Below are 25774 nucleotides of genomic sequence, written 5' to 3' on the forward strand. Positions count from 1 at the left end.
GTGCTGTCAGGCCTGACCGGTCTGTACGCGCCATTGTGCGGAATAGGGGCCGTTGTTCTCCAGCAGTTCCTCATGGCGGCCGGATTCCAGAATGCGCCCGCCGGCTACCACGGCAATGGTATCGGCATCCACAATGGTGGACAGCCGATGCGCGATCATGATCACGGTGCGATTGTGCCCAATCCGCTTCAGGGAGCGCTGGATGGCCGCCTCGGTTTCGTTGTCCACGGCACTCGTGGCTTCGTCGAGCACCAGAATGGGCGGGTCTTTCAGCAGTGCGCGGGCCAGTGAAAGGCGCTGGCGCTGGCCACCGGAAAGCCGAACTCCTCGTTCACCCACGGCGGTGGCAAGCCCTTCGGGCAGTGCCTCGATGAATGACCAGGCCTCCGCCGTCCTGGCCGCTTCGATAATCTGTTCGTCACTCGCGCCGGGGGAGCCGTAGGCGAGATTGTCACGAATGCTGCCCTCAAACAGGTATACGTCCTGGCTGACCAGGCCGATGGCCTCCCGCAGGGACTTCAGGCTGACGGACTGGATGGGCTGGCCGTCGATGCGGATCTGGCCGCCCGTGGGGTCGTAGAAACGCAACAACAGCTTGATCAGTGTGGACTTACCGGAACCGGTCGCCCCGACCAGCGCCAGGGTATTGCCGGCTGGTACCGCTACCGAAATGTCGTCGATACCGGCACCGCTGGACGGGTAGTGGAAGCTCACGCCCTCGAAGGTGACTTCGCCCTTCACCGGCTGTTCCAGCGTTTTGCCGGATTCATCCCGAACGTGAACCGGCTCAGCCAGCAGGTCCAGGATGCGGCGGGTGCTGGCCATGGCCCGTTCAAACAGGTCGATTACTTCCGCAAGGCCGGTCAGAGGCCACAGCAAACGTTGGGTCAGGAACACCAGCACGCCGTAAGCACCGACGTTCAGAGAGCCTTCCAGGGCCATCATGCCGCCAACAGTAAAGGTGGCCAGGAAACCCGCCAGGATCGCCATGCGGATCACCGGAATAAACGCGGAGCTGATGCGAATAGCCCGGCGGTTTGCGTCCACATAGGCTTCACTGCTGGCTTTCAGCCGCTCCGCTTCCCGGTTTTCGGCTGTGAAACTCTTGATGGTGGCAATGCCGCCCAGGTTGTTGGCCAACCGGCTCGACAGGTCACCGACCTTCTCGCGCACGTCGGCGTACAGCGGGCCAGCCTTGCGCTGGAAGTAGAACGCGCCCCAGATAATCAGCGGAATGGGAGTAAACGCCAGCAGGGCAATGAGCGGTGACAATACGAAAAACACAGCGCCTACGGCAACGACCGTCACCACCACCTGAATCATGGCGTTGGCGCCGCCATCCAGGAAACGCTCCAACTGGTTGACGTCGTCGTTCATGGTGGCGACCAGTTGCCCTGAGCTGCGGGCTTCAAAGAAGCTCATGTCCAGCTTCTGGGCATGCTCGTAGGCGTCTTGCCGCAGGTCGGACTGCAGGCGTTGAGCCAGGTTGCGCCAGAGGATCTGGAACAGGTACTCGAATATCGATTCGCCGGCCCAGATAAAGAAGGTCAGCACAGCCAGGATGGTGATCTGCTCCTGAGCGGTCTCAAAGCCCAGGCCCGCCACAAAGCTTTCTTCCTTGTTTACCACCACGTCGATGGCGATACCAATCAGGATCTCCGGTGCGATATCGAACAACTTGTTGATGATGGAGCAAGTGGTGGCGGTAATGATCTGGCGACGATAGCCGCGAGCGTATTTCAGCAGTCGGCCCAGGGCGGCAAAGCTGCTGGTGGTGTGGGGGGAAGACTCTGTCATGGTTCGCTCCGCTTGCGCCAGAAAGCGGCAAGCGTAGCGGATTTGTCGAGAATTTAAAATGGAATCATTATCACCTACTGGCGTTCTGTTGCAGCCAGCGGTCAAGCTTGTCGGCGAATTCCTTGCGGTCGGTCTGGCTGAAGGGCGCCGGGCCACCGGTGACCTGGCCAGCATTGCGCATTTCTTCCATGAAGTTGCGCATGGCCAGGCGCTGACGAATATTCTCTTTGGTGAAAGCCTGGCCGCGCGGGTTGAACACGTCCGCGCCTTTTTCGATGGCTTCGGCAGCCAGGGGGATGTCCTGGGTGATCACCAGATCGCCTGTCTCCATCTGGTCAATGATGTCGTTGTCGGCCACGTCGAAACCCTGGGGTACCTGCCGGCGTTTGATGTAAGGGCTCGGGGGCAGGTTAATGGCGTGGTTGGCGATGAAGGTGGTATCGACCTGCCAGCGGGTGGCGGCGCGGCAGAGGATTTCCCGAATGGGCACGGGGCAGGCGTCGGCGTCGACCCAGATTGGCATGTTTGGTTCCTTTGTTGGTTCGGTGCTTGGTGAAGTTTACCTTTTGATGATGTGAGCCTGGTAGGTTTGGGGTGCGTATTAATTACGTGGTTGCATGCTTTGCGGGTGGAGGATCGACAAACTTATGAAAACTCACAGTGTTCTTACTGCACTTCTTGTGTTTTCGCTGGGGCTGATTTCCCTTTTTGCAGGAACTGCGTACGCCGATGAATCAGAGGCCTGGGAGGCTCTCCGGGAAGGCCGGGCGGTTTTGATGTTGCGACACGCCCTGGCACCGGGAACAGGCGACCCCGCGAACTTTGATGTCGACGATTGCAGCACGCAGCGAAACCTGAATGCCGAAGGGCGCGAGCAGGCGCTGGCTTGGAAGGTCTATTTGGCGGAGCATGGCGTTGAGGAGGCCAGGGTCTTCAGCAGTCAGTGGTGCCGCTGCCTCGATACCGCGCGGGGAATGGATGTGGGGCCGGTGAAGGAGATGATGTCGCTGAACTCGTTTTTCCAGAACCGTAGCAACTCAGACATGCATACCCAGCAGACCATCGCCATTGTGAATGAAATGGAGCCAGGCCTGCCAGTGGTGCTGGTATCCCATCAGGTAAATATTACGGCACTGACCGGCATATACCCATCGTCGAACGAGGGAGTGGTTATGGCACTGCCGTTGTCAGAAAACCCGACGATACTGGCGCGTGTGTCGCCGGGGAGTTAGGCGCTCAAATCCAGGGCTCGATGTTCCCTATCTATCGGTCAACCGGCCTTCAGGCGTGGGAGGTCGTACACCTCCTGCCCGCTCAGGTGAAGGTATTTCTGGATCACCAGCAGTGCAATGGTCTGTTCCATCTGCTGGTCGAAAAACTTCTCTACATACCGGTTGGCGTTGGCAATGATGGCCTCTGCCTGTTCAGGGTGATTCTGGTAATAGCGTACTTTTTCCGGCAGGTCAGAGTGGTCATCGGCCAGTTCTACATAGTGATAACCGGGCACCAGTGAGCCTTCCATGAACCAGGTTTCAAAGCGGGGCCGGCGCATCAGGCACAGGGAATTGGAGGCCATGATCCACTTCAGGTTCGTCGCCACATCAATGCCTTCCACGCTCACCACAAACTGGTGCTGCAGCTGTTCCTCAATGCTCATGAAGTCCTTGTGGTAGGGCTGGGGTGCGGGTTCCTTATGTTGGGTGCAGCCAATATCGCAGAGGGGGTGGTCATTAAAGCGGGTAGCAAATTCGATGCGGTGCTGGCGGTTGGACTTGCCGCGCCACACCGCCAGGGGCTTCTTTTGGCGGAAAGGTGTCGGGTCCTCTACAAACTGGTAATGCCGAACCGAGTTGAGTTTGAGCAATACTGAGTTACGGTTGGAGGCATCACGACGTACCGGGCGGCTTTTCACGAAACGGGGTTCGTTCGGGATTTCGGTTACATCACCGAACTGGTAGTCCACTTTTCGGTTCCGGGGGAAACACTGGATCAGATTGCGAAAATCGAAGCAGTAGGCGCTGCTTTTGCCGGCGAAGGTAAAGTCGCCGGCGGGTTCGGCGGTTGCTGGTAGCGTGAACGGGTTTGAAAGGCGATTGTAGTACGCAACCCTTGCGTCAATCGCCGCTCTGCGTTCGCCCGTCATCGCCTCGTATTCCGACATCAGCAGGTCGCACTGCCATTGCCAGTAGGCTCGAGGAACCAGGGAGCGCACCGCGTTTCCGGAGTAGTAACCCAGTTTTTGCAGGTTCTTGGAAAAATTGTCACCGACTCGCATTGTTGTCACCAGACGTTGGTTGAGGCGCGCCTTCCGCAGCACGCAAGGGCCCGAAATAGGTCAGGTAGACACCACTAAAACAGCAAAGTGTGTCAGGAGGATTAAATGAATGAGCGATCTTCAAAGCCCCTGTCGCCGGTGTTGGCCGGGCCTGTTCTCCGGCATACCTCTCTCAACCGGCTTACGCTCTGGCTGGTCGGCTCCTGTGCGCTCGCCCTGAGATTGCGCCTGTATCTGCAAGATGCGGATGAGCCATGGATGGACCGGGTACTGACAGAGAAGGACGTCACCAGGGTGCGATTCGGCGCCTCCGCCTACCTCTATCTGATCGACGTTGGATTGAACGACCCGTTGCCAGCCAACACGCGCATCGGTTACGACCTGGGCGTTTCGGACGACACCGTGGATTCGGTCGGGAGCGACGAGCGATGGATACGGGAATGGGCGCCACACCTGTGCCTGCCGGGCGCCGAGCGGCCTGACTTCGTGATCCGGGAGCGATTGGACCGGATCGCCCATGGTTCCTGCCGGCGGCCCCATTCCGCCGCTGCCGACGGTTTGGTGAGAGTGGATCAATCGTTACTGGAAGCCGAAGGCGATATCACAGAGCGGCCAGCATTGTTGTTGATGACCGGCGACCAGATATACGCGGACGACGTGGCCGGCCCCATGCTGCGGGCCATACATCACCTGATCGACCGTTTGGGTTTGTATGAGGAAACGCTCTCCGGCGGTTCGGTCGGCGACAGCAAAACCTTGCGGGAAAACGCAGACACCTACTTTCATAGGGAAAAGCTGCTCCCGGATGTGCGTAGCAATGAAGCGCTGATCGAGCGATTCTTCGGCGGTGTGCGAAAACCGGTGTTCACCACTGCCAGCGCCCACAACCACCTGATTTCCCTCAGCGAAGTGATGGCCATGTACCTCTTGGTGTGGTCGCCTGTGTGCTGGGAACTGGTCGAACGGGACCAGCCTGCGCTGGCTTCCAAGGATGCCGCCGTTTTTCAGGACCAGCAGGCCGCCATCGATGACTTCGTCGCTGGCCTGCCACAAGCTTCCCGGGCGCTGGCACACTTGCCTACCTACATGATCTTTGACGATCACGACGTGACCGACGACTGGAACCTGTCTGCCCTTTGGGAAACCACCACCTATGAACACCCGTTTTCCCGGCGCATCGTTGGCAATGCCCTGGTGGCATACCTGTTGTGCCAGGGCTGGGGCAACAACCCCGACGCCTTCGATGACATCATGCCCGCCATCAAGGAACTGGCCGCCTCCCCAGAGCAGGATGGCGTGTTTAATCACGCCGGGCAGGACCAACTGATTGATGATCTGCTGCAGTTCCAGCGATGGCACTACACCCTGCAGACGTCACCTAAAGTGGTGGTGCTGGATACCCGCACCCGCCGGTGGCGAAGCGAGCTTAATCGGGCGCGGCCTTCCGGCCTGCTGGACTGGGAAGCGCTGACCGAATTCCAGCAGGATGTGATGGGCGAAGACGCTGTCATTGTGGTGTCGCCTGCGCCCATGTTCGGTGTAAAACTGATTGAAGCCATCCAGAGTGTGTTCACCTTCTTCGGCAAACCCCTGGTGGTGGACGCTGAAAACTGGATGGCCCACCGGGGTGCTGCCAATGTTCTGCTCAATATCTTCGGCCACTCCCGCACACCGGAAACCTTCGTGATTCTCTCGGGTGACGTACATTACTCATTCGTCTACGATGTTCGACTGCGGCACAGGCCGGAACGGCCTAGAATCTGGCAAATTACCAGCAGCGGCCTCAAGAACGAATTCCCCCACACCCTTATGGAGTGGCTGGATAGGATCAATCGCTGGTTGTACGCGCCTTGGTCCCCGCTAAACTGGTTTACCAAGCGCCGGCGCATGCGAGTGAGCCCCAGGCTGCCCGAAGGGCGTGATGCTGGCGAACGGTTATGGAACAACGCCGGTATCGGCCTGGTAGAGCTGGATGGAACCGGTGCGCCAACCAATATCCAGCAACTGAATTCACGCTCTGGCGGCACACGTTTCCTGAAACCGGAACGCCACGGCCCTGACGACGACTTCCATTGAAACAACCATTGATGAGGTAACAAGGAACATGAACCCACTCCAAAAACTGGCCGCCAGCGCCCTGATCGCCTGCAGCACCCTGATTGTCACCCCGGCCGCCGCCCACGATCATTCCTCAGACTCCATAACCATCAATCACCCCTGGAGCCGCCCGACGCCTCCCGGTGTACCCATGGGCGTTGGCTACATGGTGATCACCAACCACAGCGACAGCGACATCACCCTGACCAGCGCTACCACGCCCAGGGCGAAGAGCGTCTCCATTCACGAAAGCACCATGACCGACGGCACCATGAGCATGCGCCCTCTGAAAGGTGGCCTGACCATCCCCGCCGGTGAAACCGTGGAGCTCAAACCCCACAGCTACCACATGATGCTGGAAAAACTGGATGGGCCGTTGAAAGAAGGGGAGCGCGTGCCGCTGACGGTGAGCTTTGACGGAGCAGACACGATGGACGTGATGCTGCATGTTGAGCCGCTGGACGGCGACATGAAGATGGAAGAGCACGGGATGGACCATTCCGGGCATTGATCGATGTTGGCTGGGGGTATGCGAACGCCTGATATGCGCACGGGTTCGTATAGCACGCTGTTAGCAAATAAGGACATCACATGGATGAGTGGCAATACCTTTGGGACCATTTCAAATTTAATGCGGAGCAGAGACTAAAGGGCTTCAACTTCTTTGTGCTTCTCTCGATCTTCGCAGATGGCGGTGTTTTCACTGCCATCGACAGGCAGTTCAATCCTGTACTTCTAGTGTTGCTAGGCGCATTCATCATTATTTTGGCATTGGTGTTCTGGCTGGTGGATTTGAGAAGCCAACACCTTCTGCGTCTCACCATCCCGGGTCTTCAGGAGCTTGAGAAGAGCTTCCCTCCGCACAGCAGGCTCTTCGCAAATGATTCGAGTCGCCACGGAATAATCGTCCGATACAGTACCGCGTTTCGCGGACTGATCTTGTGCCAGTTTGTCTTTGGAACTGGTGTAGTAATCTATGGTGCAGCCCTATGGGCTTGCTAACCAGCGACGGAAGGCGGAGGGCCTTCAGTCGCTGCTTCGTTCAGTGTTAAGCAATAGTCAAAAACAGGGAGTAGTCGATGGTAATCAGGGATGTGCGCTTTCCCTCGGATAGCAGGGAACTCCGACGGCTAATTCATGAGTACGTTGATTGGCTCGGCATTGATCTCTCTTATCAGGATTTTGCGGGAGAGATGGCTAACATAGAAGCACTCTTTTCTTTGCCAAGTGGACAATATACGTTTGCAATAGTGGACTCTGTTGTTGCTGGGGGCGTGGGCTTCAGGAGAATCGACAATCAAACAGCAGAGGTAAAGCGTTTGTACGTCCGTCCGAAACATCAGGGGAAGGATATCGGATGGTCGCTTATGGAAAACCTCCTCCAAAAACTCAGAGTTTTAGGCTATGCCCGGCTCGTTCTGGACGCAGTACCTCCCACGAAAAAAGCCCAAGCCTTGTACGAGAGAATGGGGTTTACTGAAATTGAGCCCTATTTCCACAACCCGATACCTGACACCAAGTTCTACGCATTTGATCTTTGCAATCAAGAAACACCTTGATCCGGTCAGGGCTCAGCTTTCTGATGCCATTCACGGATGTATGAAGTCAGTCTTGGGCATGCCAGAAGACAAGCGGGCTCATCGTTTCATCCCCACGGATGCTGAGGACTTTTACTATCCAGATGTAAGATCATCCGCTTACACGGTCATTGAGATTAATATGATGCAGGGCCGCACCTCAGTGATTCGGAAGGTTCTAGTTAAGGAGTTATTCAGCAAAATCGAGTCGGAGGTTGGCATTCGTTTTGTGGCAATTGGAAAAGAGACTTGAATGACAGCAAAATTTAGCCAAGCGAAAGAAAAGCTTTTAAGCACGGGTTACCCGCGTTGGCGCAATATTCTATCTTGCGTGATTCTTGTGCTACTCGCTACAGGGGCAGTTTCGGCTTGGTGGTATGCGTATTACACAGCAACTGACGTAGAGTGCCACAAAGGTTTTCTGTATTTCTCAGTCGTGTGGCTGGTTGTGCAATGGGTGGTGATCGGGTATTTATTCCGATATCAAAATATTCCGGCCTTTGCGCGGGGCGGCATCAAGTTACTGATACTTCTTGGTAATGTGTGGTTTGGGCTTTTCATTTTTTCACTCCAACCGTGTGCCTCATAGGTCAAGCACATCACCAGAGACTATGGTTTCGACCCCCAAGCCTCAAATAAAGGCCATCTCACCTTGCTGCCAGTAGCAAATAGCAAGCTGCGATGGTAATTCTCTATACGTGTCGGTGGACGCGCTAAATTAAGCCACAGCACCCTGACCCTGCATCAAAGGAATGAATCGGATGGCGAGTGAAAGCTGGTTGTTAGTTGGTGGACTGGTCGCCATCGTTGTAGCGGTTGTCCATTCAGCGCTTGGCGAAGTTCTGATTTTCCAGCGAATGCGTAAAGAGACAATTGTCCCAACGCAGGGGCAGCCAGTCCTCAGAGAGCGTTACGTTAGAATTTTGTGGGCCACATGGCACATCGTTTCTGTATTTGGTCTGGCCATTGCGGGGGTACTCATTTTCATGTCTCTTTATCCGGTCACCGATGTCCGAGGCTTGTTTCTCCGAGCGGTGGCAATTTCAATGGGCGTGTCCAGCGCATTGGTACTTTTCGCAACCAAAGGAATGCACCCGGGATGGGTTGGGCTGCTGATCGTGTCGATATCAGCGGCAATGGCATTTTGAGAATGCTGCATAAACACAGCAATATTGAGGTCTAGTAAGTTGAGAAGAGTATTAATGAGCGCCTGCCTTCTAGGGAAACGGGTTCGATACGATGGTGGGAGCCTTTCGATGAATGATCAGCTTGTAGAGACCTGGATAACAGAAGGTCGGGTTGTTTCAGTGTGTCCCGAAGTTGAAGCCGGAATGAATATCCCAAGGATGCCTGCGGAGATCTACGGAGGAAGCGGAAACAGTGTATTAGATGGCGAAACCAATGTTGTTGAGAAAGACGGAAATATTGTTACCGACGATTTTATTGCAGGTGCCTCGATTGCCTTGGAACTGTGCAAGAAATTCAACATTGAAATAGCGATACTGGCCGAGTCTAGTCCCTCTTGCGGAAGTTCATTCATCTATGACGGTAGCTTTTCAGGTAACCGAACTTCAGGAATGGGGGTTACGGCTGCGTTGCTACGTCGTCATAACATTCAAGTGTTTAGCCAGTATGAAATAGCAGATGCTCACAAGGCCATCCACGCGACAAGTGCCTGATGACAATGTTTTGAGACTGTAGATAAAACCTGAAATCCCCGGGTTTTGATGGGGTCAGGCAGAAGAGTGTGCCGAGCCAGTGGCGACTATACTGCCTGGTTAGAGCTAAATGAACCTCAATCTGCGGGAGACAAAATGAAGGTAAAACGAATCGTTACCAACATAGCGGCGGCAACCCCCTCCGAAGCAGAGAAATTCTACTCGGCTATTTTTGGGCTTAAGGTTGTGATGGATCATGGATGGATAAGAACCTATAGCTCGGGCGAGGAAATGACTACTCAGGTAAGCGTGGCATCGGAAGGTGGCTCCGGAACGGCAGTTCCTGATCTGTCTATCGAGGTTGATAACCTGGAGATCGCTTTGGAGAGAGTGAAGAATGGAAATATTGAGATTGAGTACGGCCCGGTAAGTGAGCCCTGGGGTGTCCGCCGGTTCTATGTTCGTGATCCGTTCGGAAAGCTCATCAATGTATTGCAGCATGAGTAATCGTTGGGGATGCTCTAACGGTTCGTTCCGTGTCAGATGGTAAAAATATGGAACCCGTTGTTCAGGAAGAAACCACTGGTTGTGGTATAGCCGCAAGTGCAGCTTTAGCAGGCATCAGTTATGCCGAGGCTAAACGGACTGCAAACGCGCTGGGTATTTACGCCGACGATACGGCGCTTTGGTCAGAGAGCGTGGTGATGCAAAGGTGTTGGATTCCAGGAAGGCACTGAAAGCAAATGTCCGCCGGGATTTCGGGCGCATGAAACCCAAGTGGTACATTGAGATATAAAGCGAATAGGCCACAGCAGTGGTGGCCTGCACCGGTTCATGGGTTTGGTTCAAAAGGGAGCCAAAATTCAAACTGAATGTTAGGTATGGAACAGTCGATTCAGTCCAGGTTCTGACGGGATCAAACAAGCAGACAAGGAGGTGTACAGATGAAGCAAATGGGTCGCTGTCTCTGCGGAGGCATTCAATCGTGAAAGAAACCCCGTCAGCAAAGCTTGTATCGTCAGCTAATCATACCGCCTCGCCATTTGGCACTCAGTTTTGCGATCATATGACACTCGTCCGTTTTGCCGATGGGCGTTGGTCTGAGGTGGAGACACTGCCGGTAGGACCTTTGCCGCTACACCCAGCATCTCATGTGTTGCATTATGGCAGTTCGTGTTTCGAGGGCATGAAAGCTTTTCGGATGCAGAATGGCGGCGTTCGTATTTTTCGCCTCGACCGCCATGTTGAGCGCTTCCAGCGCAGCGCCGAGTTGCTTTGCTTGCCTCTGCCGCCCGCCGACATTGTCGAAGCAATGATCCGCCAACTCGTTGATTTATGTCTTGACGATATACCGGAAGCACCTGGTGCGCTCTACCTACGGCCGGCACTGATTGGCACGGAGGAGAACATCGGTGCGGCGGGTGCGCCCTCTGCACAGGCCATGCTCTATGTGTTGGCGTCGCCCGTCGGAGATTATTTCTCGAGAGGTGGTCATGGTTTGACTATCCTGATCGAAGATCAGGAGTTGCGGAGTACTCCCGGCTTCGGTCAGGCGAAAGCCGGAGGTAATTATGCCTCAGCGCTTCGCCATGTCGTTAAAGCCAGGAAAGAACATGGAGCAGATCAGGTGTTGTTCTGCCCGAACGGCGATGTGCAGGAAACAGGGGCGTCGAACTTCTTCCTGATCAATGATTCTCAGCTGCTCACGAAGCCTTTGGATGCGTCGTTTCTGCATGGCGTCACCCGGGATTCGGTAATAACCCTTGCTCGAGACTTGAACTATGACGTCATCGAACGAGATTTTACCGTTGCTGAGGTCATGGATTGGATTCAGACCGGAGAAGCCGCGTTATCCGGAACAGCGGCTGTTCTTTCTGGTGTGGGGTCGTTTGTGCACAAAGGCGCTACATACAAGGTAGGCGATGGTAGCACCGGCCCTAACACTCGAAAACTGAGCGACGCACTGCGGGCACTGCAATCTGGTAGAACTGAAGATAGATTCGGCTGGCTGAGCTGAATGTTGCTTCTGGAGTAGCGACGTGAAACTCAAGGAACTTTTAGAAGAACTCGAGACGCTAGGGAAAGAGAACGATGCGTCGGTAGAGCAGAAAGATCGCAAGTATCTCAACATCACCAGGGATACCGGGGAGTTCTTGTCGGTACTGATAAAAGCTGGCGCAGTGAGACAGGTTCTGGAGATCGGAACGTCTAACGGTTATTCCACTTTGTGGATAGCGTCCGCGCTACCAGAGGATGGACATGTGACCACTCTGGAAGTGTCTCCGTTCAAGATTAGTCAGGCCAAAAGCAACTTCAAACGTGCCAATCTCGATCATAAGATCACTGTGGTACAAATGGGCGCCGTCGATTATCTCGGGCAAGCTAGCCGTTTGTTTGATCTGGTTTTTCTTGACGCCGACCGCGCGAGCTACGTTCAAGTTGCTGACCAAATCGTTTCCCTCATTCGGCCCGGGGGCATTCTGGTGTGTGACAATGCGGTTTCGCACGCTGAGGAACTGAGGGAATTCATTGATTTTGTCGACAGCACTGGCGGGTTTACCACCACTACTGTGCCGGTAGGCAAAGGTGAGTTCGTGGCGTGTAAAAAAACATAATCAAGACTGGTGGTGGGAACGCTTGGAACCGGTTTCTTTACAACCTCGTTAAGCACCGGCGGATGCGCGCGTGTGTGGTCCGCTGCGGAATGTTATCTGATTGGAACGGAGACACAGATGAAATCCATCGCAACGTCACTCATGTTTGTTGGAGAGCAGGCTGGGAAAGCCGAGGAGGCCGTCAGGTTTTATACCTCGCTATTCGTTGGTTCAGAGATCGACGATATTCAACGTTACCAGGCCGGCGAGCATGAACCAGAAGGTTCTGTGAAAATGGCGAAGTTTAAGATAAACGGTCGAGAGTTTATGGCGCTCGACAGCCACCTTGATCACCAATTTACGTTTACGCCCTCCATGTCGCTGTATGTTGAGTGCGAATCGGCGAGCGAAATTGAGGACGTATTTAAAGCCCTGGCAGAAGGTGGCTCAGAGCTAATGCCGCTGGATAATTATGGTTTTAGCCAGAAATTCGGGTGGTTGAATGATAGGTATGGTGTGTCTTGGCAGCTAAACCTGTCGAACTAGTGTGGCGACAACTCCAGCCCAAAACCGTGCGCAGTGTTATGCAGTTTCCGCGGTTGCCGGAGGCCCTACATTGAACGCATAGGAGACTCAGACAATGGCGACAGATAAACAGCCATTACCGGAGGTCGTTTCTTCGGAACAGTGGAAAGCGGCGCTGGATCAGCTTCTTGTAAAAGAGAAAGAGTTAACCCGGGCACGGGATGCACTGAACGCAGAGCGTAGGAAGTTACCGATGGTCAAGGTGGCCAAGCACTATACGCTCCAGGGGGAAAATGGCGCAGTGTCCCTGCTCGATTTGTTCGAAGGGCGCCGTCAGCTCATTGTTTATCACTTCATGTTTGCCCCGGATTGGAACGCTGGCTGCGACGGTTGCTCCTGGTTGGTAGATGCCATGACACACCCGGCCCACCTGCATGCTCGCGATACGTCGTTGGTTATGGTGTCACGCGCACCAAGGGAAAAGCTCGTGCAGTACAGGTCGCGGATGGGATGGACGGCGCCTGTTCCATGGTATTCCTCTTACGAGAGCGACTTTAACGTCGATTTCGGCGCAACCACGGATAACGGTGAACGGCACGGTGCCAGTGTTTTTATTCGCGACGGAGATGACATCTACCGCACCTACTATACGGGTGCGCGTGGCGTCGAATATCTTGGCACTCTCTGGACATACCTGGATCTGACTCCCTTTGGTCGTCAGGAAACGTGGGAAGACTCACCGGAAGGCTGGCCGCAGACGGAGCCCTACGTATGGAATCGCCGCCACGACGAGTACGACGTCTGACAACTCATATGGAGGAAAGATGATATGAACACGGCTCCCGCACCCTATCCCATCGGTAAGCCTGGCACTCCCTGGGGTGAGGTGGAACGTGCTGAGTGGTTGTCACAGCAGACCCGTCAACGGAGCTACGAGTCTGATGTGTTGAGCGTGATCGAGCGTCTGCGCCCACGTTTTGATGTGAAAGAATATGGCCATCTGGATTATGGCGCCAACCATTATCCGCTGATGGCGATTCGCAGCCGCGACTGGCGTGAGGATTTGCCGGTCGTGCTGATAACAGGCGGGGTTCATGGCTATGAAACCAGCGGCGTACACGGTGCGCTGCAGTTCGTTGATCAGCATGCGGAGGATTACGCGGGCCGTGTCAATTTGTTGGTTGCGCCGTGCGTCAGCCCTTGGGCATACGAGCGCATTCATCGCTGGAACCCGAACGCGGTCGACCCGAACCGTTCGTTCCGAGATGACGGTTTGGCGGATGAGGCGGCGGCGCTTATGCGACTGGTGGCCCCCGTTCGCGATCATGCATTGATGCATATCGATCTGCACGAGACCACTGATACGGATGAAACCGAGTTTCGTCCCGCGCTCGCGGCCCGAGACGGCAAGCCGTTCGAGCCGGGGGAAATTCCTGACGGCTTCTATCTGGTCGATGACAGCGAAAGCCCAGAGCCCGAGTTTCAACAGGCGTTGATTGAGGCGGTGGAGCAGGTCACACACATCGCACCGGCCGATGGTAACGGCGAGATCTTTGGCTCACCGGTCGCCGCTCGAGGCGTCATTCAGTACCCGCTCAAACAGCTGGGCCTGTGCGCCAGTATCACCAGTGCTCCATACAGGACCACCACCGAAGTCTATCCCGACAGCGCACGAGTGACCCCCGAGCAATGCAATGCAGCGCAGGCTGCTGCCGTGTGTGCGGCGATCGACTACGTGCTGGTGAGCCCGTAGGGAAGGACGGTCATGATTCTGCAACTAACGTGGGTCGTTATGAGCAGCACAAATGTTTGAGGGGCTGCTCAACCCAGGCGGCTTCCAACTGTCTATTCCGTAATTTGTCTCTGGTTGAAAAAGCCCCTTCCGGCCGTAACGTCATGATGAGTGAGGCGAAAATTCCCCATCACTCAATTGCACCAGTGGGAGGTAAGCAATGGCAAACGCACAAAACTGGAAACGCGAGCGGGAACAGTATCAGGCGGCCTGGGCCAAGTACCAGAACGTGGCTGAGCGGATAGATGCCAAATACGAAAGCCTCGATAGTGGCATCAAGGACCAGGCGCCCGCCGAGGAAGATCTATCGGAGCTACAGGAAGCCTGGAAAGAGCTTGAGAACGCTCGTGAGCGCCTTGGTGAGTATAACAATGAGCTCCATGAGCGGCATATGGCCCAAGGTAAAAGCATGTGATTTTGTTGAGCAAGACCGCGCCATTCTGAGGAAGCGCTAGAGGCGTATCCTGAACGCGTGTCTAGATAGCTTTTATCCGTGTCAAAGGCCGGAGAGTAGCGCTACTCTCCGGCCTTTATATTTGGATGGCAGTTAAAGCCAGGTCAGGCCCGCGCTGATAATGATGCCGGTGACGATCAGCAGCATCAGGCAGTAGCCCATGATGTCCTTGGCTTTCAGCCCAGCGATGGCAAGCACAGGCAGAGCCCAGAAAGGTTGTAAGAGATTGGTCCAGGCGTCGCCCCACGCAACCCCCATGGCCACTCTGGATATGTCAGCGCCAAGCTCCTGTGCAGCAGGCAGCATAACCGGCGCCTGAACGGCCCACTGGCCGCCGCCGGATGGCACGAATATGTTGACCACCCCGGCGCTGATAAAGCTCCAGAATGGCAAGCTCTCGGCGCTCGCAATGGACACAAACCCTGTTGAGATGCTTGCTGCCAGTCCGGAAGCTGTCATTACGCTCATGATGCCGGCGTAGAACGGAAACTGGATAACGATGCCGGCGCCGCCTTTCACGGCTTCATTCAGGCTGGCAAGCAGGCGCTTTGGGGTCTGGTGCAGGATGATGGCAACGAACAGGAACATGAAGTTCACGATGTTCAGGTTCAGCCCGCCACCCTCGATAAAGTATTGGAAGATGAATGCGATACCACTGAACCCGATCAGCCAGGCAAGTGTTCTGCTGTTCTCCAGATAGTCGGCCGGGCGATTGATAACAACCGAAGTGTCGGGCTCATCGTTCAGGATTTTGGGGTCCGCGTACACGCTGTCTCTTTCGTTGGGCAGCATGAGGCGGTTAACCAGGGGCACAATAATAAAAAGTGCGGCGACGATGGCCAGGTTGAAGAAGGCGAAGATGGTTTCACTGGTGCCGATAACGCCGATCACATCTGCAGTGAAGTGGTTCTCTGTGGCAATCGTCAGTGGGATGGAGCCTGCAAGCCCGCCGTGCCAGACAATGAACCCTGAATAGGCACTGGCAATCAGCAACGGATAGTGTACGCGGCTTTGCCGGGCGAGGGCTTTGGCAAACAGCGCGCCGACCACCAGGCCAAAGCCCCAGTTGATCCAACTGGCGATCAGCGCGATGAAGGTAACCAGTACAATTGCCTGGCCCGGTGTTCTGGCAAGGCCTGCAATCCGGTTCAGGATGCCACGCACCAGTGGGGTGCTCGCCATCATGAAGCCGGTGACCAGTACCAGCAGCATTTGCATTGAGAAGGTCAGCAGGTTCCAGAAACCGTCCCCCCACATCTCTACTACCGCCATGGGGCTATGCCCCTGGAACACCATAGCGGCAACGAATGACAGCAGTGTCAGTATGATGACGAATAGGTAGGGGTCCGGTAGGTATTTGTCTACCAGACTGACCATAGGTTTGGCTGCTCTGTCTAACACATTGTCCCCCAATATTTTTTTCAGCTTGTTTTGTTGCTGGCAAGCTAAACTAAAAGCCTGGGGTAGCACCAACTATCCTTTCGCCGTATTGCATTACTCATTCATTGGGGGAGGGGGTACTCCCACCTTCGTCTATTGCTCCCAGATAGCCCGATTTCTATAATCAATCGTTGGTCCGCTGCCTGATAGCGGCACAGCGATCTTCACAATCCCAATAAAAAGGAAAACCACATGTTGAAACGTCGCTCTCTTCTTGCTGCCGCGGCGGCTACCCTGCTGTTCAGTGCCGTTGCTCAAGCCGACTACAAGGATGAATACACCGTTTCCACCGTACTGCCGTCTGCGTTTCCCTGGGGCCAGGCTGCCGACAAATGGGTGGAGCTGGTGAAAGAGCGCTCCGATGGGCGTATCAACATGAAAATCTACAGCAACTCCCAACTGGTTTCCGGTGACCAGACCAAAGAGTTCTCGGCGATGCGCTCCGGGCTGATCGATATGTCGGTGGGGTCCACCATCAACTGGTCGCCTCAGGTGCCCGAGCTGAACCTGTTTTCCCTGCCTTTCCTGATGCCGGATTATGCCGCCATCGATGCGATCACCCAGGGCGAGGCTGGCGAAGCTGTCTTTGCCGCGATCAAGAAGCGTGGTGTTACACCGCTGGCCTGGGGCGAGAATGGCTTCCGCGAGCTCTCCAACTCCAAGCTGACCATCGATGAGCCGGCCGACCTGGATGGCCTGAAAATACGCGTAGTCGGTTCGCCGCTGTTCCAGGATACCTTTACGGCCCTGGGCGCTAACCCCACCCAGATGAGCTGGGCCGATGCCAAGCCGGCGCTGACCACCGGTGCCGTCGACGGCCAGGAGAACCCGCTATCGGTCTTTGACGTGGCGCGTATCGATCAGGTTGGCCAGAAGTACCTGACCCGCTGGCACTACATGGCAGACCCGCTGGTGTTTGCAGTCAGCAACAGCATCTGGGACCAGTTCAGCGAGGAAGACCAGGCGCTGCTGAAGCAGGCGGCGATTGATGCAGGCCAGTGGGAAATCGAGAAATCCCGTAGCGAAATCGATGCGACCCTGGCCGCCATCAAGGAACGTGGCGTAGAGGTCACCGAACTGACTGATGAGCAGCGTGATGCCTTCATGAAGGCCACCCAGTCGGTTTATGAAACTTGGACTCCGCGCATTGGCGAGGATCTGGTCAAGCAAGCGCAGGAAGCGGTCGCCAACCGTAACCAGTAAGCGCGATCTGTTCAGGCGCCCACCGTTGCAGGTGGGCGCTCTTTCCGAACCGGAGTTACCATGCCGTCCCGTCCTCCCAAATTCCGGCTCGATGCCTGGCTGGCCACCATTGCCCTGGTTGCGATCTGCTTGATCAGCCTCGGCAATGTGATCGTGCGCTACGCGACAGATGCCTCCTTTGCCTTTACCGAGGAATTCTCGGTGTTCCTTTTGGTGGTGCTTACCTTCGCAGGCGCTGCGGTGGCTGCGCGACACAACCAGCACATTCGCATTGAGTTGATCGAGCACTATCTGCCGCCCTGGGCACGAAAGGTGGTGTTTGTCCTGCAATGGCTGGGCGGGGTGACAGTCCTGGGGATCATGACGTGGTATGGCAGTACCTTCGCCATGCAGGAATACCAGTGGGAGTCATTGTCACCAGGCCTGGGATTACCTAACTGGATTTACGTGATCTGGCTGCCGCTACTATCTGCAGCCATCATTATCCGCCTGACCCAGAACCTTGTTGATCGCCTTCGCGGCCGGGAAGCCCCAGAGGTGATCCATGAGTCCTGATCTGCTGATGATTGGCAGTTTCCTGCTGGCGTTGCTGTTGGGCATGCCGGTCGCAATTGCCCTGGGCCTGGGCGGGCTGGTGGGTATCGTCGCGGGACTGCCGCCCGCGATGCTGGGCACGTTTGGTACCAACACGTATAACAGCGTGGCCAAATACCCGCTGATTGCGATTCCCCTGTTTATCCTGACCGGCCTGATCTTCGAGCGTGCGGGCGTTGCCGCCGCGCTGGTGCGGTTTGCCCAGTCGATCATCGGCCCCCGCCATGGTGGGCTGACCGTTGTTGCGGTGCTGGTGTGCCTGATCATGGGTGGCATGAGCGGTTCTGGTCCAGCTGATGCGGCCGCTGTTGCCATGGTGATGCTGCCAAGCATGCAGAAGGCCGGTTATCCGAAGCCGTTTTCGGCGTCATTGATTGCGGCTTCGTCGTCCACAGCAATCCTGATTCCGCCGTCCATTGCATTGATTCTTTATTCCATCGTGGTGCCTGGTGTTGATCTGCGGGCGCTGTTCGCCGCCGGTATTTTTCCGGGCATTCTGGCGGGCGTGTCCCTGCTGGCGCCAGCGTTGTATTTTGCGAAGAAGTACCGTTGGGAAGACCCCGAAGCGGTAGAACGCCCGCCTTTCTGGCCCAGCCTCAAGGCGGCCTTGCCCGCGCTGTTTGCACCGGTGATCATTCTTGGCGGCCTGCGCTCAGGCCTGTTTACGCCCACTGAGGCGGCCGTGGTGGCGGTGGCATACGGCGTGCTGGTCGGTTGCGTGTTGTATCGCAATCTCAGCCTGCGGAACCTCTGGGGCCTGATGACAGACGCCGCCGTTACCTCCGGCGTGGTGATGTTTATCATTGCGCTGGCGGGCATCTTCGCCTGGGCGGGGACGACGCTGGGTACTTTCCAGCACCTTGCGGATGCCTTGTTGTCGCTCTCGGAAAACGGCTGGGTGCTGTTGGGTCTGGTGATGGTCCTGGTGCTGATTGCCGGGATGCTGCTGGATGCCATCTCGATCTACCTGATCCTGATTCCGATTGTTCTGCCGCTGATGAATCACTTTGGCTGGAACCCGATCTGGTTTGGCATATTGCTGGCCATGAACATCGCCATTGGCCAGTTCACACCACCGGTCGCCGTGAACCTGATGGTCACCACCCGCATCGCCAACATCCGCCTGGAACACACCATCGGTTGGGCCATGGTGTTTGTGGCTGCGATGGCTCTTAGCCTGGTGTTGGTGATGCTGGTGCCGGGGATTGCGTTGTGGTTACCGGAAAAGCTTGGTTATGTCGTGGGTTCATGGTAAATAAAGCACCGCTACGCTTTGGCCTCCCCAAGGATCACCCATGAACCAACATGATCTGCTTTACGGATTCAGCAGTGTTGTTATCGTTGCAATTCTCTTCATGGCCATAGTGGCGCTTAATGAGGTGGGATTTAGAGTAGGGCGTTTCGTACAGTCCCATACGGACGATGAAGTTAAAGCGCTCACGAGTTCCATTCAGGCCAGCGTACTGGGTTTATTGGCATTGTTGCTTGGGTTTACATTCAGCATGTCCATGCAACGATATGATAATCGAAGTATGGCCTTAATAGATGAGGCGAATGCCATAGGAACCGCAATACTGAGGGTTCAATTGCTGCCAGAGGAATACAGAGACGAAGCTGGCAATCTATTCCGGCAATATGTTGGTTTGCGTGTAGAAATTGGCCAGTTGGACCTTACCAAAACGGAAGAGCGTACTTCCTACAATGATAAAATCGCCGACTTGCAGAATCGGTTATGGGCATTGGCAATATCAGCTACCGAGGTGGACCCTCGCCCGGTAACAACTGGCGCATTTGTAAAATCACTCAATGACGTTATTGATAGCCAAGGTAAAAGAAATGCATTGCTTCAAATGCAAGTTCCAGAAGTTGTACTGGTTTTACTGTTTATAGTGTTCGTCTCCTCCGGGGGAATAATGGGGTATTCCGCAGGGTTGAGTGGAAAACGTATGTTCGCGCCGATAGTGTTGGTTTCCATACTGATTACCTTGATCGTCTTTATAATAATTGATCTGGATCGACCAAAACGCGGTCTTATACAGGTCAACCAGAGTGTCATGACTCAACTGCTGAATGATCGCAAGGAGTGATTCATTCCCTTGCCGCTGTCTTGTGCTTTGTCACTTGCGCCCGATATTCTGGCACCGGCAATCCCCCGATTCCCCAGTCCTCAAGCGCCACTTCATCAATCACGACCATGGTTGAGGCCGGTTTCTTGTCCAGAATTCGGACGAGCAAGTCGGTAACACCCACGATGAGTTCCGCTTTCTGTTGCGCAGAAGGTCCCTTGCCCTCCGGGCCGCCTTCGCGGGTAATTTTGATATTGACGTACGGCATGGTCAGTCTCCCTGGCTTGTGATTTCATAGTGAAAGATTTTGGCCATGATGGCCCAGCGGCCTTGATCGTAGATCAGGGTCAGGAAATCGGTGTAGTCGCGCCCCATCATGGTCATTTCCACTCGCGCGAACGCGAGAGTCGGGCCTCCCGTTTCGATCGAAATGATGCGCTCGTTGCGGGTTTCTCCGTTGCTTGCTGGTGGCACCCGTTGATCCAGCACCTTCCGGTATTCGTCGAACGACAGTACCCGGTAATCCTCTGGTGTTGCACTCACATACTGGGCGTGCGGATGGAACACGCCAGAGAGCATGGCGCTGTCGGCCTTGTGCAGTCCTTCAAAATAGGTTTCGAGCAGGACCGGGATGGTTTCGTAAGGCTTGGGTGAGTTCATTGTGCGACCAGTCCTTCCGACAACATTGCGGCTTTAACGCTCGGCCGGGCCGCCATGCGATTCCAGAGGGTGTTCAGGAACGGCCAATCCTTGAGATCGATCCCGGGCACGGCGGCCCAACTGCACACTACAAAAAGGTAGGCGTCAGCAACGGTGAAGGTGTCGCCCACCAGATAGACTCGACCATCGTCGAGCAGAGACTCCAGGTAGTCGAAATGGCGGGGGATGGTCTCCAGTGCCTGGGCACGCTGTTCGTCCGTTGCGCTGGCTTTGAAGAAGGGACCAAAGGCCTTGTGCAGCTCTGATGCAATGTAGTTCAGGTGCTCCTGCAAACGGGCTCGCTCAAGGGTGCCTACGTCGGGTATCAATGTAGTTGATTCCGCCAGGTATTGAAGGATCGCAGCGCCTTCGGTCAGTACCGCTCTGCCGGTATCCAGCGCCGGCACATAACCTTTGGGGTTGACGGTTTTATAGTCGATACCGGACTCGGTGCGCTGGGTTTGGGTATCAACGGGCTCAAGGGTGAAATCAATACCCAGTTCTCTAAGTACAATGTGTGTCGCCAGTGAGCAGGCGCCGGGCTTGAAATACAGTTTCATGGGTGGATCTCCTCTGTGTGATAAGCACTGGGCTTGGACACAGAGGAGATTACTGCCTGCAATAAGAATAGAATAATATTGAGTTATTATGATAATGATAATTTAATAGAATCATCTTTGGGTGAAGAAACAAGAGGCGTCGATGAAGCTGGAGCAATTGCGTGTACTGGATGCCATCGTGACGCAAGGCAGCTTTCGCAAAGCGTCTGAGGTGCTCTACAAATCCCAGCCCGCTTTGAGCCAGGCCATCAAAAGCCTGGAAGAGGAAACCGGGCTAACCCTGCTGTCCCGGGAGAGTTACCGCCCGGTGCTTACCCCAGCCGGTAAGGCCTATTACCGCCAGGCACGGGGTGTGCTGGACCAGGTACAGGCTCTGAAGGAGTTGGCCGGCAAGTTGTCGGCCAGCCAGGAAGCGGAGGTGCGGCTGTCGGTATCCGCCACTTGTCCGTTGGGTAATCTCCTGTCAGTGATTGGTGAGCTCAAGGAGGCATACCCAGCCACGGATATCCGGCTGATGTCGGATGCCATGGGTGGCAGTGCAGAACGACTCATGGCGGGCGAGGTTGATTTTATCATCGCCACAATGGATGGTCTTTCCACAGAGGCAGTTCATGCTTCGCCCTACACCGCCGTGAATATCATCCCGGTAGCCCATCCCGGCTATGGTCCGGCAAGCAGTCGCAAGCGGCTGAGCAATGCTGAAATGCGCCCGTACGTTCAGGTTGTGGTGGCGGGTACCGGGCAGGGGCAATATGACCAGAGCCGGGACGTGGTTCCGGAGAGCCTACGCTGGACGGTGTCGGATTTTGCCGCTAAAAAAGAGATCGTGCTGGCCAGGATGGGATGGGGCGGTCTGCCGGAGCACTTGATTGCCCGTGAATTGGAGGCCGGCGAACTGGTAACGCTTGATCTGAAAGGTTACCCGATCCGCCGTTCACAGCTTCATCTGGTGCGTCGTCGGGAAGGCGCTCTGGGGGTGGTTGCCCATGAACTTTGGGAGCGACTCTCCACCAATTAAGAATCTAGAGGTAAAAAATGACCATCCAGAATGTGCTGGGAATTGATCTGCCCGTCATCCAGGCGCCAATGGCCGGTGTGCAGGGGCATGAACTGGCTGTAGCGGTGTCCAATGCTGGAGGGCTGGGCTCGTTGCCCTGCGCCATGCTTAGCTCTGAAGCACTGCGAAAAGAGTTGGAAGCACTGACAAACCAGACCAGCAAGCCCTACAACGTCAACTTCTTCTGTCACACGCCCCCAGAGCCAGATGCCGATGCAGAGCATCATTGGCGCGAAGCGCTGTCGCCATATTTCGACGAGTTGGGTATCGATTCCAATGATGTATCCGCGCAAGCGGGAAGGGCCCCTTTCAGCTCTGAGGCAGCGGATGTCTTGGCGGACTTCAAACCGCCGGTGGTGAGTTTCCACTTTGGCTTGCCGGCACCCGAGTTGATGGCTCGTATAAGAGGGTGGGGCGGGAAGATACTGTCGACCGCCACAACCGTGGACGAAGCGCTTTGGCTGGAGGCGCAGGGCGTTGATGCCATTATCGCGCAAGGGCTTGAAGCGGGCGGCCATCGCGGGTTTTTTCTGTCGCGGGACATCAGTACTCAGGTCGGCACTTTTGCCTTGATTCCACAAATGGTAAACGCGGTAAAAATCCCCGTTATCGCCGCTGGCGGCATTGCAGACTCCAAAGGCGTACAGGCTGCAATGGCGCTTGGGGCGGCCGGAGCGCAGATTGGCACCGCGTATTTGTTGTGCCCCGAAGCTCAAACCAGAGCAGTGCATCGCGCCGCCCTGAAATCAGAGACCAGCCGTGTTACCGCACTGACAAATCTGTTTAGCGGTGGCGCCGCCCGGGGTATTGTGAACCGAATAATGCGTGAATTGGGGCCGATGAGTTCCAAAGCTCCTGCTTTCCCCCTGGCATCATCCGCCATTGCACCATTACGTGCGAAAGCCGAAGCTGAGGGGAGCGGTGACTTTTCGCCTCTGTGGGCGGGACAGAATGTTGGTGGCTGCAAGGAGGTTTCGGCGGCAGCTCTTACGCGGGAACTGGCAGGATTGGGTGGGTAAGTAACTTCAAAACCGAGTGACAGGCTCAGGAGCAAGTTTGCATGGAAGATTGAGATTTCCGCGAATCAGCAAGCCAGAGCCGGTGATGTTTAAGGGCTAGTCGACGCTATGATGCGGCGAGAAGCCAAATTAACCTTGTCTTCGTAGTTGCCTGCAATAGACTGATAACAGCCGGAAACCCGTTTTAGCGCGTTGTGGCGGCTTGATAATCTGATAATCAAAGAAAGGCCAACCAATGAGAGGAATAACCGTGCCCGCTATCTCCCCTTTTTACCGCGCAGCGGCTTTTACCCTTGTTCTGATCTCCGGGCCGGCTCTGGCCGCTGACCCTGTGGTGGTGTCGTCCAAGATCGATACGGAAGGCGCCGTGTTAGGCCAGATGGTCCTGCAAACCCTCGAAGAGGCCGACATTCCGGTTGAGAACCGCCTGCAGCTCGGCGCGACCAGCATCGTTCGCAATGCTATCAAGGCCGGCGAGATAGATCTGTACCCGGAGTACACCGGCAATGCCGCTTTCTTCCATGATCAGGCAGACCGGGACATCTGGAAAGATGCCGCCAAGGCCTACGAGCAGGCTGCCAGCCTTGATAAGAAGGCACATAACATTGTCTGGCTAACACCGGCGAAAGCCAACAATACCTGGGCCATGAGTGTGCGGGGCGATCTGGCACGTGAGAACGGCTTGAACACGCTTGAAGATCTGGCTTCCTATATCAATGGCGGCGGCGCCTTTAAGTTTGCAGCCAGTGCCGAGTTTGTCGAATCTGCCAGCGCGTTGCCGGCGTTCCAGGAAGCGTACGGTTTCAAACTGGGGTCTGACCAGTTGCTGATCCTGTCCGGCGGCAACACTGCTGCGACGCTCCGGGCTGCGGCCCTGACCGACAACGATGTGAATGGCGCCATGACCTACGGCACTGATGGTGGTCTGAACGCACTCGACCTGAAGGTGATGGAAGACACCCTGGGCGTTCAACCGGTCTATCAGCCCGCGCCTATCGTGCGCGCAGAGGTGCTGGAAACGTATCCGAACATCCGCGAAGTTCTTGCGCCGGTCTTTGAGTCACTGGACCTGGAGACTCTTCAGCGCCTGAATGGCCAGGTTGCGGTGAATGGTGTGCCTGCCGAAGCAGTTGCGCGGGACTATCTGGATTCCCTGGCTCAGGACTAAGATTTGGCGATCACCGAGACTTTGCGCCCAAACCGAGTCATTCCGGTGCTTGGGGTGTTGGCCCTGGCACTGGTCTGGTTGCTGGACCTTGGTACTATCCAACCCAACCGTATTGTTCCGGGCACCGGCCATGGCCTACTTTCGGCCGTGGGATGGACAGGGGCAGGGCTGGTTACGGGGATTCTGTTGGCGACCATTGTGCTGTCCACATTGCCGTTACGTCGTCGCTATGAGCTCCTGCTCGGTCTGATTGGGCTTTCACTGGCAACGATGCCGCTGTTGCTGGATATGTTTGCCGCCCTCCATCTGCCCGAGGGTTCGCCCTACGCCCGCTCGTCGGTCGGGGCAGGGTTCTGGTCTCTTCTGTTCCTGCTTTCGCTGATGTTGATTGAGACCCTTGGCCGGCTCGAAGCCCGGCGTTGGCTTCAACTGATACTGCTCGTGTTTATCGGTGGGAGCTGGATTGTCCTGCTGCGTGGCGAGGGCCTGGAAAGTCTGTCGCTGGTGCGGGAGTTCAACGCTCGCCCCGACAAGTTCCAGCAAGCGCTCTGGACGCACCTGGCCCTGGCATTGGGTGCGGTCGCCATCAGTGCGGGCCTGGCGTTCGCCCTGGCGCTTAAAATGATCCGAAGCCCCGCCTGGCAGCGTCCTCTTCTGGGCGCCGTGAGTTTTCTGCAAACCATTCCAAGCCTTGCGGTATTTGGTTTGCTGATTGCGCCACTCAGTGCGCTCTCGTCAGCGCTCCCGTTTCTGCAGGATCTTGGCATCCGGGGGATTGGCTGGGCGCCAGCGCTACTGGCGTTGATCGCTTACAGTTTGCTGCCGATGGTGCGCAACACCTTTGTGGCTCTTACCGAAGTTCCCGAAAGCCTGGCCGATGCGGCGCGGGGTATGGGTATGAATGAACACCAGGTGTTTTATCAGCTCAAGCTGCCGTTGGCGCTGCCGGTGATGATTGAGGGTGTACGGATCACAACCATTCAGGCAATCGGCCTGACGGCGGTAGCCGCCCTCATCGGCGCGGGTGGTTTCGGTGGTTTTATCTTTCAGGGGTTGGGGCAGGCGGCGATGGACCTGGTGTTGCTCGGTGCTTTGCCTACGATTGCGTTGGCGCTGCTTGCCGACGCGTTACTCACGATGTTGGCGGCCAGTCTCAAGCCGACACCGGCAACGGCCTGATAGGGGAAGGAACTGGTCGG

At 55.8% G+C, this 25774-nt stretch carries 31 protein-coding genes and 1 pseudogene; 24 read left to right on the top strand and 8 right to left on the bottom strand.

Annotation, left to right across the window (positions count from 1 at the left end):
- Positions 1 to 6: 6 nt before the first annotated feature.
- Both AXW11_RS00545 and AXW11_RS00550 read right to left on the bottom strand, forming a co-directional pair.
- Positions 7 to 1797: an ABC transporter ATP-binding protein gene (locus tag AXW11_RS00545; protein ID WP_091641786.1), complete on the bottom strand. Its 1791-nt coding sequence runs from the start codon at positions 1795 to 1797 to the stop codon at positions 7 to 9.
- Positions 1798 to 1867: 70 nt separating this feature from the next.
- On the bottom strand, positions 1868 to 2320 hold the full coding sequence (locus AXW11_RS00550) for a YaiI/YqxD family protein (protein ID WP_041336161.1): 453 nt from the start codon (positions 2318 to 2320) through the stop codon (positions 1868 to 1870).
- A 124-nt stretch (positions 2321 to 2444) separates the two neighbouring features.
- Between AXW11_RS00550 and AXW11_RS00555 the strand changes: the two genes are divergently transcribed.
- A complete protein-coding gene (locus tag AXW11_RS00555; protein ID WP_091641784.1) occupies positions 2445 to 3029 on the top strand; it encodes a histidine phosphatase family protein in 585 nt (194 codons plus the stop codon).
- 38 nt (positions 3030 to 3067) lie between these two features.
- Here the strand turns inward: AXW11_RS00555 and AXW11_RS00560 are convergent, their stop codons facing one another.
- Positions 3068 to 4072, bottom strand: coding sequence for a glycosyl transferase family 90 (locus AXW11_RS00560; RefSeq protein ID WP_091641781.1), 1005 nt, complete (start codon positions 4070 to 4072; stop codon positions 3068 to 3070).
- A 105-nt stretch (positions 4073 to 4177) separates the two neighbouring features.
- On the opposite strand from AXW11_RS00560, the gene AXW11_RS00565 reads away from it, so the two are divergent.
- The 4 genes and pseudogenes from AXW11_RS00565 to AXW11_RS00580 all read left to right on the top strand — a co-directional run.
- The gene (locus tag AXW11_RS00565; RefSeq protein ID WP_091641779.1) at positions 4178 to 6148 is read left to right on the top strand and encodes a metallophosphoesterase family protein; all 1971 of its coding nucleotides are present in this window, start codon (positions 4178 to 4180) and stop codon (positions 6146 to 6148) included.
- A gap of 28 nt (positions 6149 to 6176) precedes the next feature.
- A complete protein-coding gene (locus AXW11_RS00570) occupies positions 6177 to 6680 on the top strand; it encodes a copper chaperone PCu(A)C (RefSeq protein ID WP_091641776.1) in 504 nt (167 codons plus the stop codon).
- 80 nt (positions 6681 to 6760) lie between these two features.
- Positions 6761 to 7171 carry a hypothetical protein gene (locus tag AXW11_RS00575; protein WP_091641775.1) on the top strand — a complete coding sequence of 137 codons (411 nt, stop codon included), beginning with the start codon at positions 6761 to 6763 and terminating at the stop codon, positions 7169 to 7171.
- Positions 7172 to 7248: 77 nt separating this feature from the next.
- Positions 7249 to 7653: pseudogene (locus AXW11_RS00580) on the top strand (GNAT family N-acetyltransferase); the annotation flags it as partial.
- Here the strand turns inward: AXW11_RS00580 and AXW11_RS20775 are convergent.
- Positions 7643 to 7699, bottom strand: a complete 57-nt coding sequence (locus AXW11_RS20775) for a hypothetical protein (RefSeq protein WP_353743715.1) — start codon at positions 7697 to 7699, stop codon at positions 7643 to 7645. The pseudogene AXW11_RS00580 and the gene AXW11_RS20775 overlap by 11 nt on opposite strands.
- 87 nt (positions 7700 to 7786) lie before the next feature.
- Here AXW11_RS20775 and AXW11_RS00585 point away from each other — a divergent pair, with 87 nt between their 5' ends.
- From AXW11_RS00585 to AXW11_RS00635, 11 genes are all read left to right on the top strand, one after another.
- A complete protein-coding gene (locus AXW11_RS00585; RefSeq protein ID WP_228301252.1) occupies positions 7787 to 7999 on the top strand; it encodes a tautomerase family protein in 213 nt (70 codons plus the stop codon).
- Entirely contained in the window at positions 8000 to 8335 is a 336-nt protein-coding gene (locus AXW11_RS00590; protein WP_075195937.1) for a hypothetical protein, read from the top strand.
- A 172-nt stretch (positions 8336 to 8507) separates the two neighbouring features.
- Complete coding sequence (locus AXW11_RS00595) at positions 8508 to 8894, top strand: hypothetical protein (protein WP_091641766.1); 387 nt, start codon at positions 8508 to 8510, stop codon at positions 8892 to 8894.
- Positions 8895 to 8933: 39 nt separating this feature from the next.
- Positions 8934 to 9425 carry a 2-thiouracil desulfurase family protein gene (locus tag AXW11_RS00600; RefSeq protein WP_227662312.1) on the top strand — a complete coding sequence of 164 codons (492 nt, stop codon included), beginning with the start codon at positions 8934 to 8936 and terminating at the stop codon, positions 9423 to 9425.
- 135 nt (positions 9426 to 9560) lie between these two features.
- Positions 9561 to 9911, top strand: a complete 351-nt coding sequence (locus tag AXW11_RS00605; RefSeq protein WP_091641762.1) for a VOC family protein — start codon at positions 9561 to 9563, stop codon at positions 9909 to 9911.
- 478 nt (positions 9912 to 10389) lie between these two features.
- A complete protein-coding gene (locus AXW11_RS00610; protein ID WP_091641760.1) occupies positions 10390 to 11421 on the top strand; it encodes a branched-chain amino acid aminotransferase in 1032 nt (343 codons plus the stop codon).
- Positions 11422 to 11443: 22 nt separating this feature from the next.
- Positions 11444 to 12019 carry an O-methyltransferase gene (locus AXW11_RS00615; RefSeq protein ID WP_091641757.1) on the top strand — a complete coding sequence of 192 codons (576 nt, stop codon included), beginning with the start codon at positions 11444 to 11446 and terminating at the stop codon, positions 12017 to 12019.
- 117 nt (positions 12020 to 12136) lie between these two features.
- On the top strand, positions 12137 to 12544 hold the full coding sequence (locus tag AXW11_RS00620; RefSeq protein WP_091641754.1) for a VOC family protein: 408 nt from the start codon (positions 12137 to 12139) through the stop codon (positions 12542 to 12544).
- A 94-nt stretch (positions 12545 to 12638) separates the two neighbouring features.
- Positions 12639 to 13328, top strand: a complete 690-nt coding sequence (locus AXW11_RS00625; protein ID WP_091641751.1) for a DUF899 domain-containing protein — start codon at positions 12639 to 12641, stop codon at positions 13326 to 13328.
- A 24-nt stretch (positions 13329 to 13352) separates the two neighbouring features.
- Complete coding sequence (locus tag AXW11_RS00630; protein ID WP_091641749.1) at positions 13353 to 14276, top strand: M14 family metallopeptidase; 924 nt, start codon at positions 13353 to 13355, stop codon at positions 14274 to 14276.
- A gap of 199 nt (positions 14277 to 14475) precedes the next feature.
- The gene (locus tag AXW11_RS00635; protein WP_085681424.1) at positions 14476 to 14730 is read left to right on the top strand and encodes a hypothetical protein; all 255 of its coding nucleotides are present in this window, start codon (positions 14476 to 14478) and stop codon (positions 14728 to 14730) included.
- 132 nt (positions 14731 to 14862) lie between these two features.
- Here the strand turns inward: AXW11_RS00635 and AXW11_RS00640 are convergent, their stop codons facing one another.
- Positions 14863 to 16170 (bottom strand): short-chain fatty acid transporter, encoded by a 1308-nt coding sequence (locus AXW11_RS00640; RefSeq protein WP_091641905.1) that lies wholly within the window; start codon positions 16168 to 16170, stop codon positions 14863 to 14865.
- Between the two features lie 231 nt (positions 16171 to 16401).
- Between AXW11_RS00640 and AXW11_RS00645 the strand changes: the two genes are divergently transcribed.
- Genes AXW11_RS00645 through AXW11_RS00660 form a run of 4 tightly spaced genes read left to right on the top strand, consistent with a single transcriptional unit; the run spans position 16402 to position 20093 of the window.
- Positions 16402 to 17412 (top strand): DctP family TRAP transporter solute-binding subunit, encoded by a 1011-nt coding sequence (locus AXW11_RS00645; protein ID WP_075195921.1) that lies wholly within the window; start codon positions 16402 to 16404, stop codon positions 17410 to 17412.
- 60 nt (positions 17413 to 17472) lie between these two features.
- Positions 17473 to 17967 (top strand): TRAP transporter small permease, encoded by a 495-nt coding sequence (locus AXW11_RS00650; RefSeq protein WP_075195920.1) that lies wholly within the window; start codon positions 17473 to 17475, stop codon positions 17965 to 17967.
- Entirely contained in the window at positions 17957 to 19261 is a 1305-nt protein-coding gene (locus tag AXW11_RS00655) for a TRAP transporter large permease (RefSeq protein ID WP_091641746.1), read from the top strand. The genes AXW11_RS00650 and AXW11_RS00655 overlap by 11 nt, the downstream gene beginning before the upstream one ends.
- Positions 19262 to 19301: 40 nt before the next feature.
- Positions 19302 to 20093, top strand: coding sequence for a bestrophin-like domain (locus AXW11_RS00660; protein WP_036204362.1), 792 nt, complete (start codon positions 19302 to 19304; stop codon positions 20091 to 20093).
- Position 20094: 1 nt separating this feature from the next.
- Here AXW11_RS00660 and AXW11_RS00665 read toward each other — a convergent pair whose 3' ends face one another.
- Genes AXW11_RS00665 through gstA form a run of 3 tightly spaced genes read right to left on the bottom strand, consistent with a single transcriptional unit; the run spans position 20095 to position 21331 of the window.
- Positions 20095 to 20340, bottom strand: coding sequence for a tautomerase family protein (locus AXW11_RS00665; RefSeq protein ID WP_091641743.1), 246 nt, complete (start codon positions 20338 to 20340; stop codon positions 20095 to 20097).
- A gap of 2 nt (positions 20341 to 20342) precedes the next feature.
- Positions 20343 to 20732, bottom strand: coding sequence for a nuclear transport factor 2 family protein (locus AXW11_RS00670; protein WP_091641741.1), 390 nt, complete (start codon positions 20730 to 20732; stop codon positions 20343 to 20345).
- Complete coding sequence (gstA, locus tag AXW11_RS00675) at positions 20729 to 21331, bottom strand: glutathione transferase GstA (RefSeq protein WP_091641738.1); 603 nt, start codon at positions 21329 to 21331, stop codon at positions 20729 to 20731. The genes AXW11_RS00670 and gstA overlap by 4 nt, the downstream gene beginning before the upstream one ends.
- Before the next feature lie 142 nt (positions 21332 to 21473).
- Here gstA and AXW11_RS00680 point away from each other — a divergent pair, with 142 nt between their 5' ends.
- From AXW11_RS00680 to AXW11_RS00695, 4 genes are all read left to right on the top strand, one after another.
- Entirely contained in the window at positions 21474 to 22349 is an 876-nt protein-coding gene (locus AXW11_RS00680) for a LysR family transcriptional regulator (RefSeq protein WP_036204370.1), read from the top strand.
- 17 nt (positions 22350 to 22366) lie between these two features.
- On the top strand, positions 22367 to 23407 hold the full coding sequence (locus AXW11_RS00685; RefSeq protein ID WP_091641735.1) for an NAD(P)H-dependent flavin oxidoreductase: 1041 nt from the start codon (positions 22367 to 22369) through the stop codon (positions 23405 to 23407).
- A 235-nt stretch (positions 23408 to 23642) separates the two neighbouring features.
- Positions 23643 to 24575, top strand: a complete 933-nt coding sequence (gene osmF, locus AXW11_RS00690; protein WP_091641733.1) for a glycine betaine ABC transporter substrate-binding protein OsmF — start codon at positions 23643 to 23645, stop codon at positions 24573 to 24575.
- Between the two features lie 3 nt (positions 24576 to 24578).
- Positions 24579 to 25754 (top strand): ABC transporter permease, encoded by a 1176-nt coding sequence (locus AXW11_RS00695; RefSeq protein WP_075195913.1) that lies wholly within the window; start codon positions 24579 to 24581, stop codon positions 25752 to 25754.
- Positions 25755 to 25774: the final 20 nt, after the last annotated feature.

It is taken from the genome of Marinobacter sp. Hex_13 (assembly GCF_001566815.1).
GTDB lineage: Bacteria > Pseudomonadota > Gammaproteobacteria > Pseudomonadales > Oleiphilaceae > Marinobacter > Marinobacter salarius.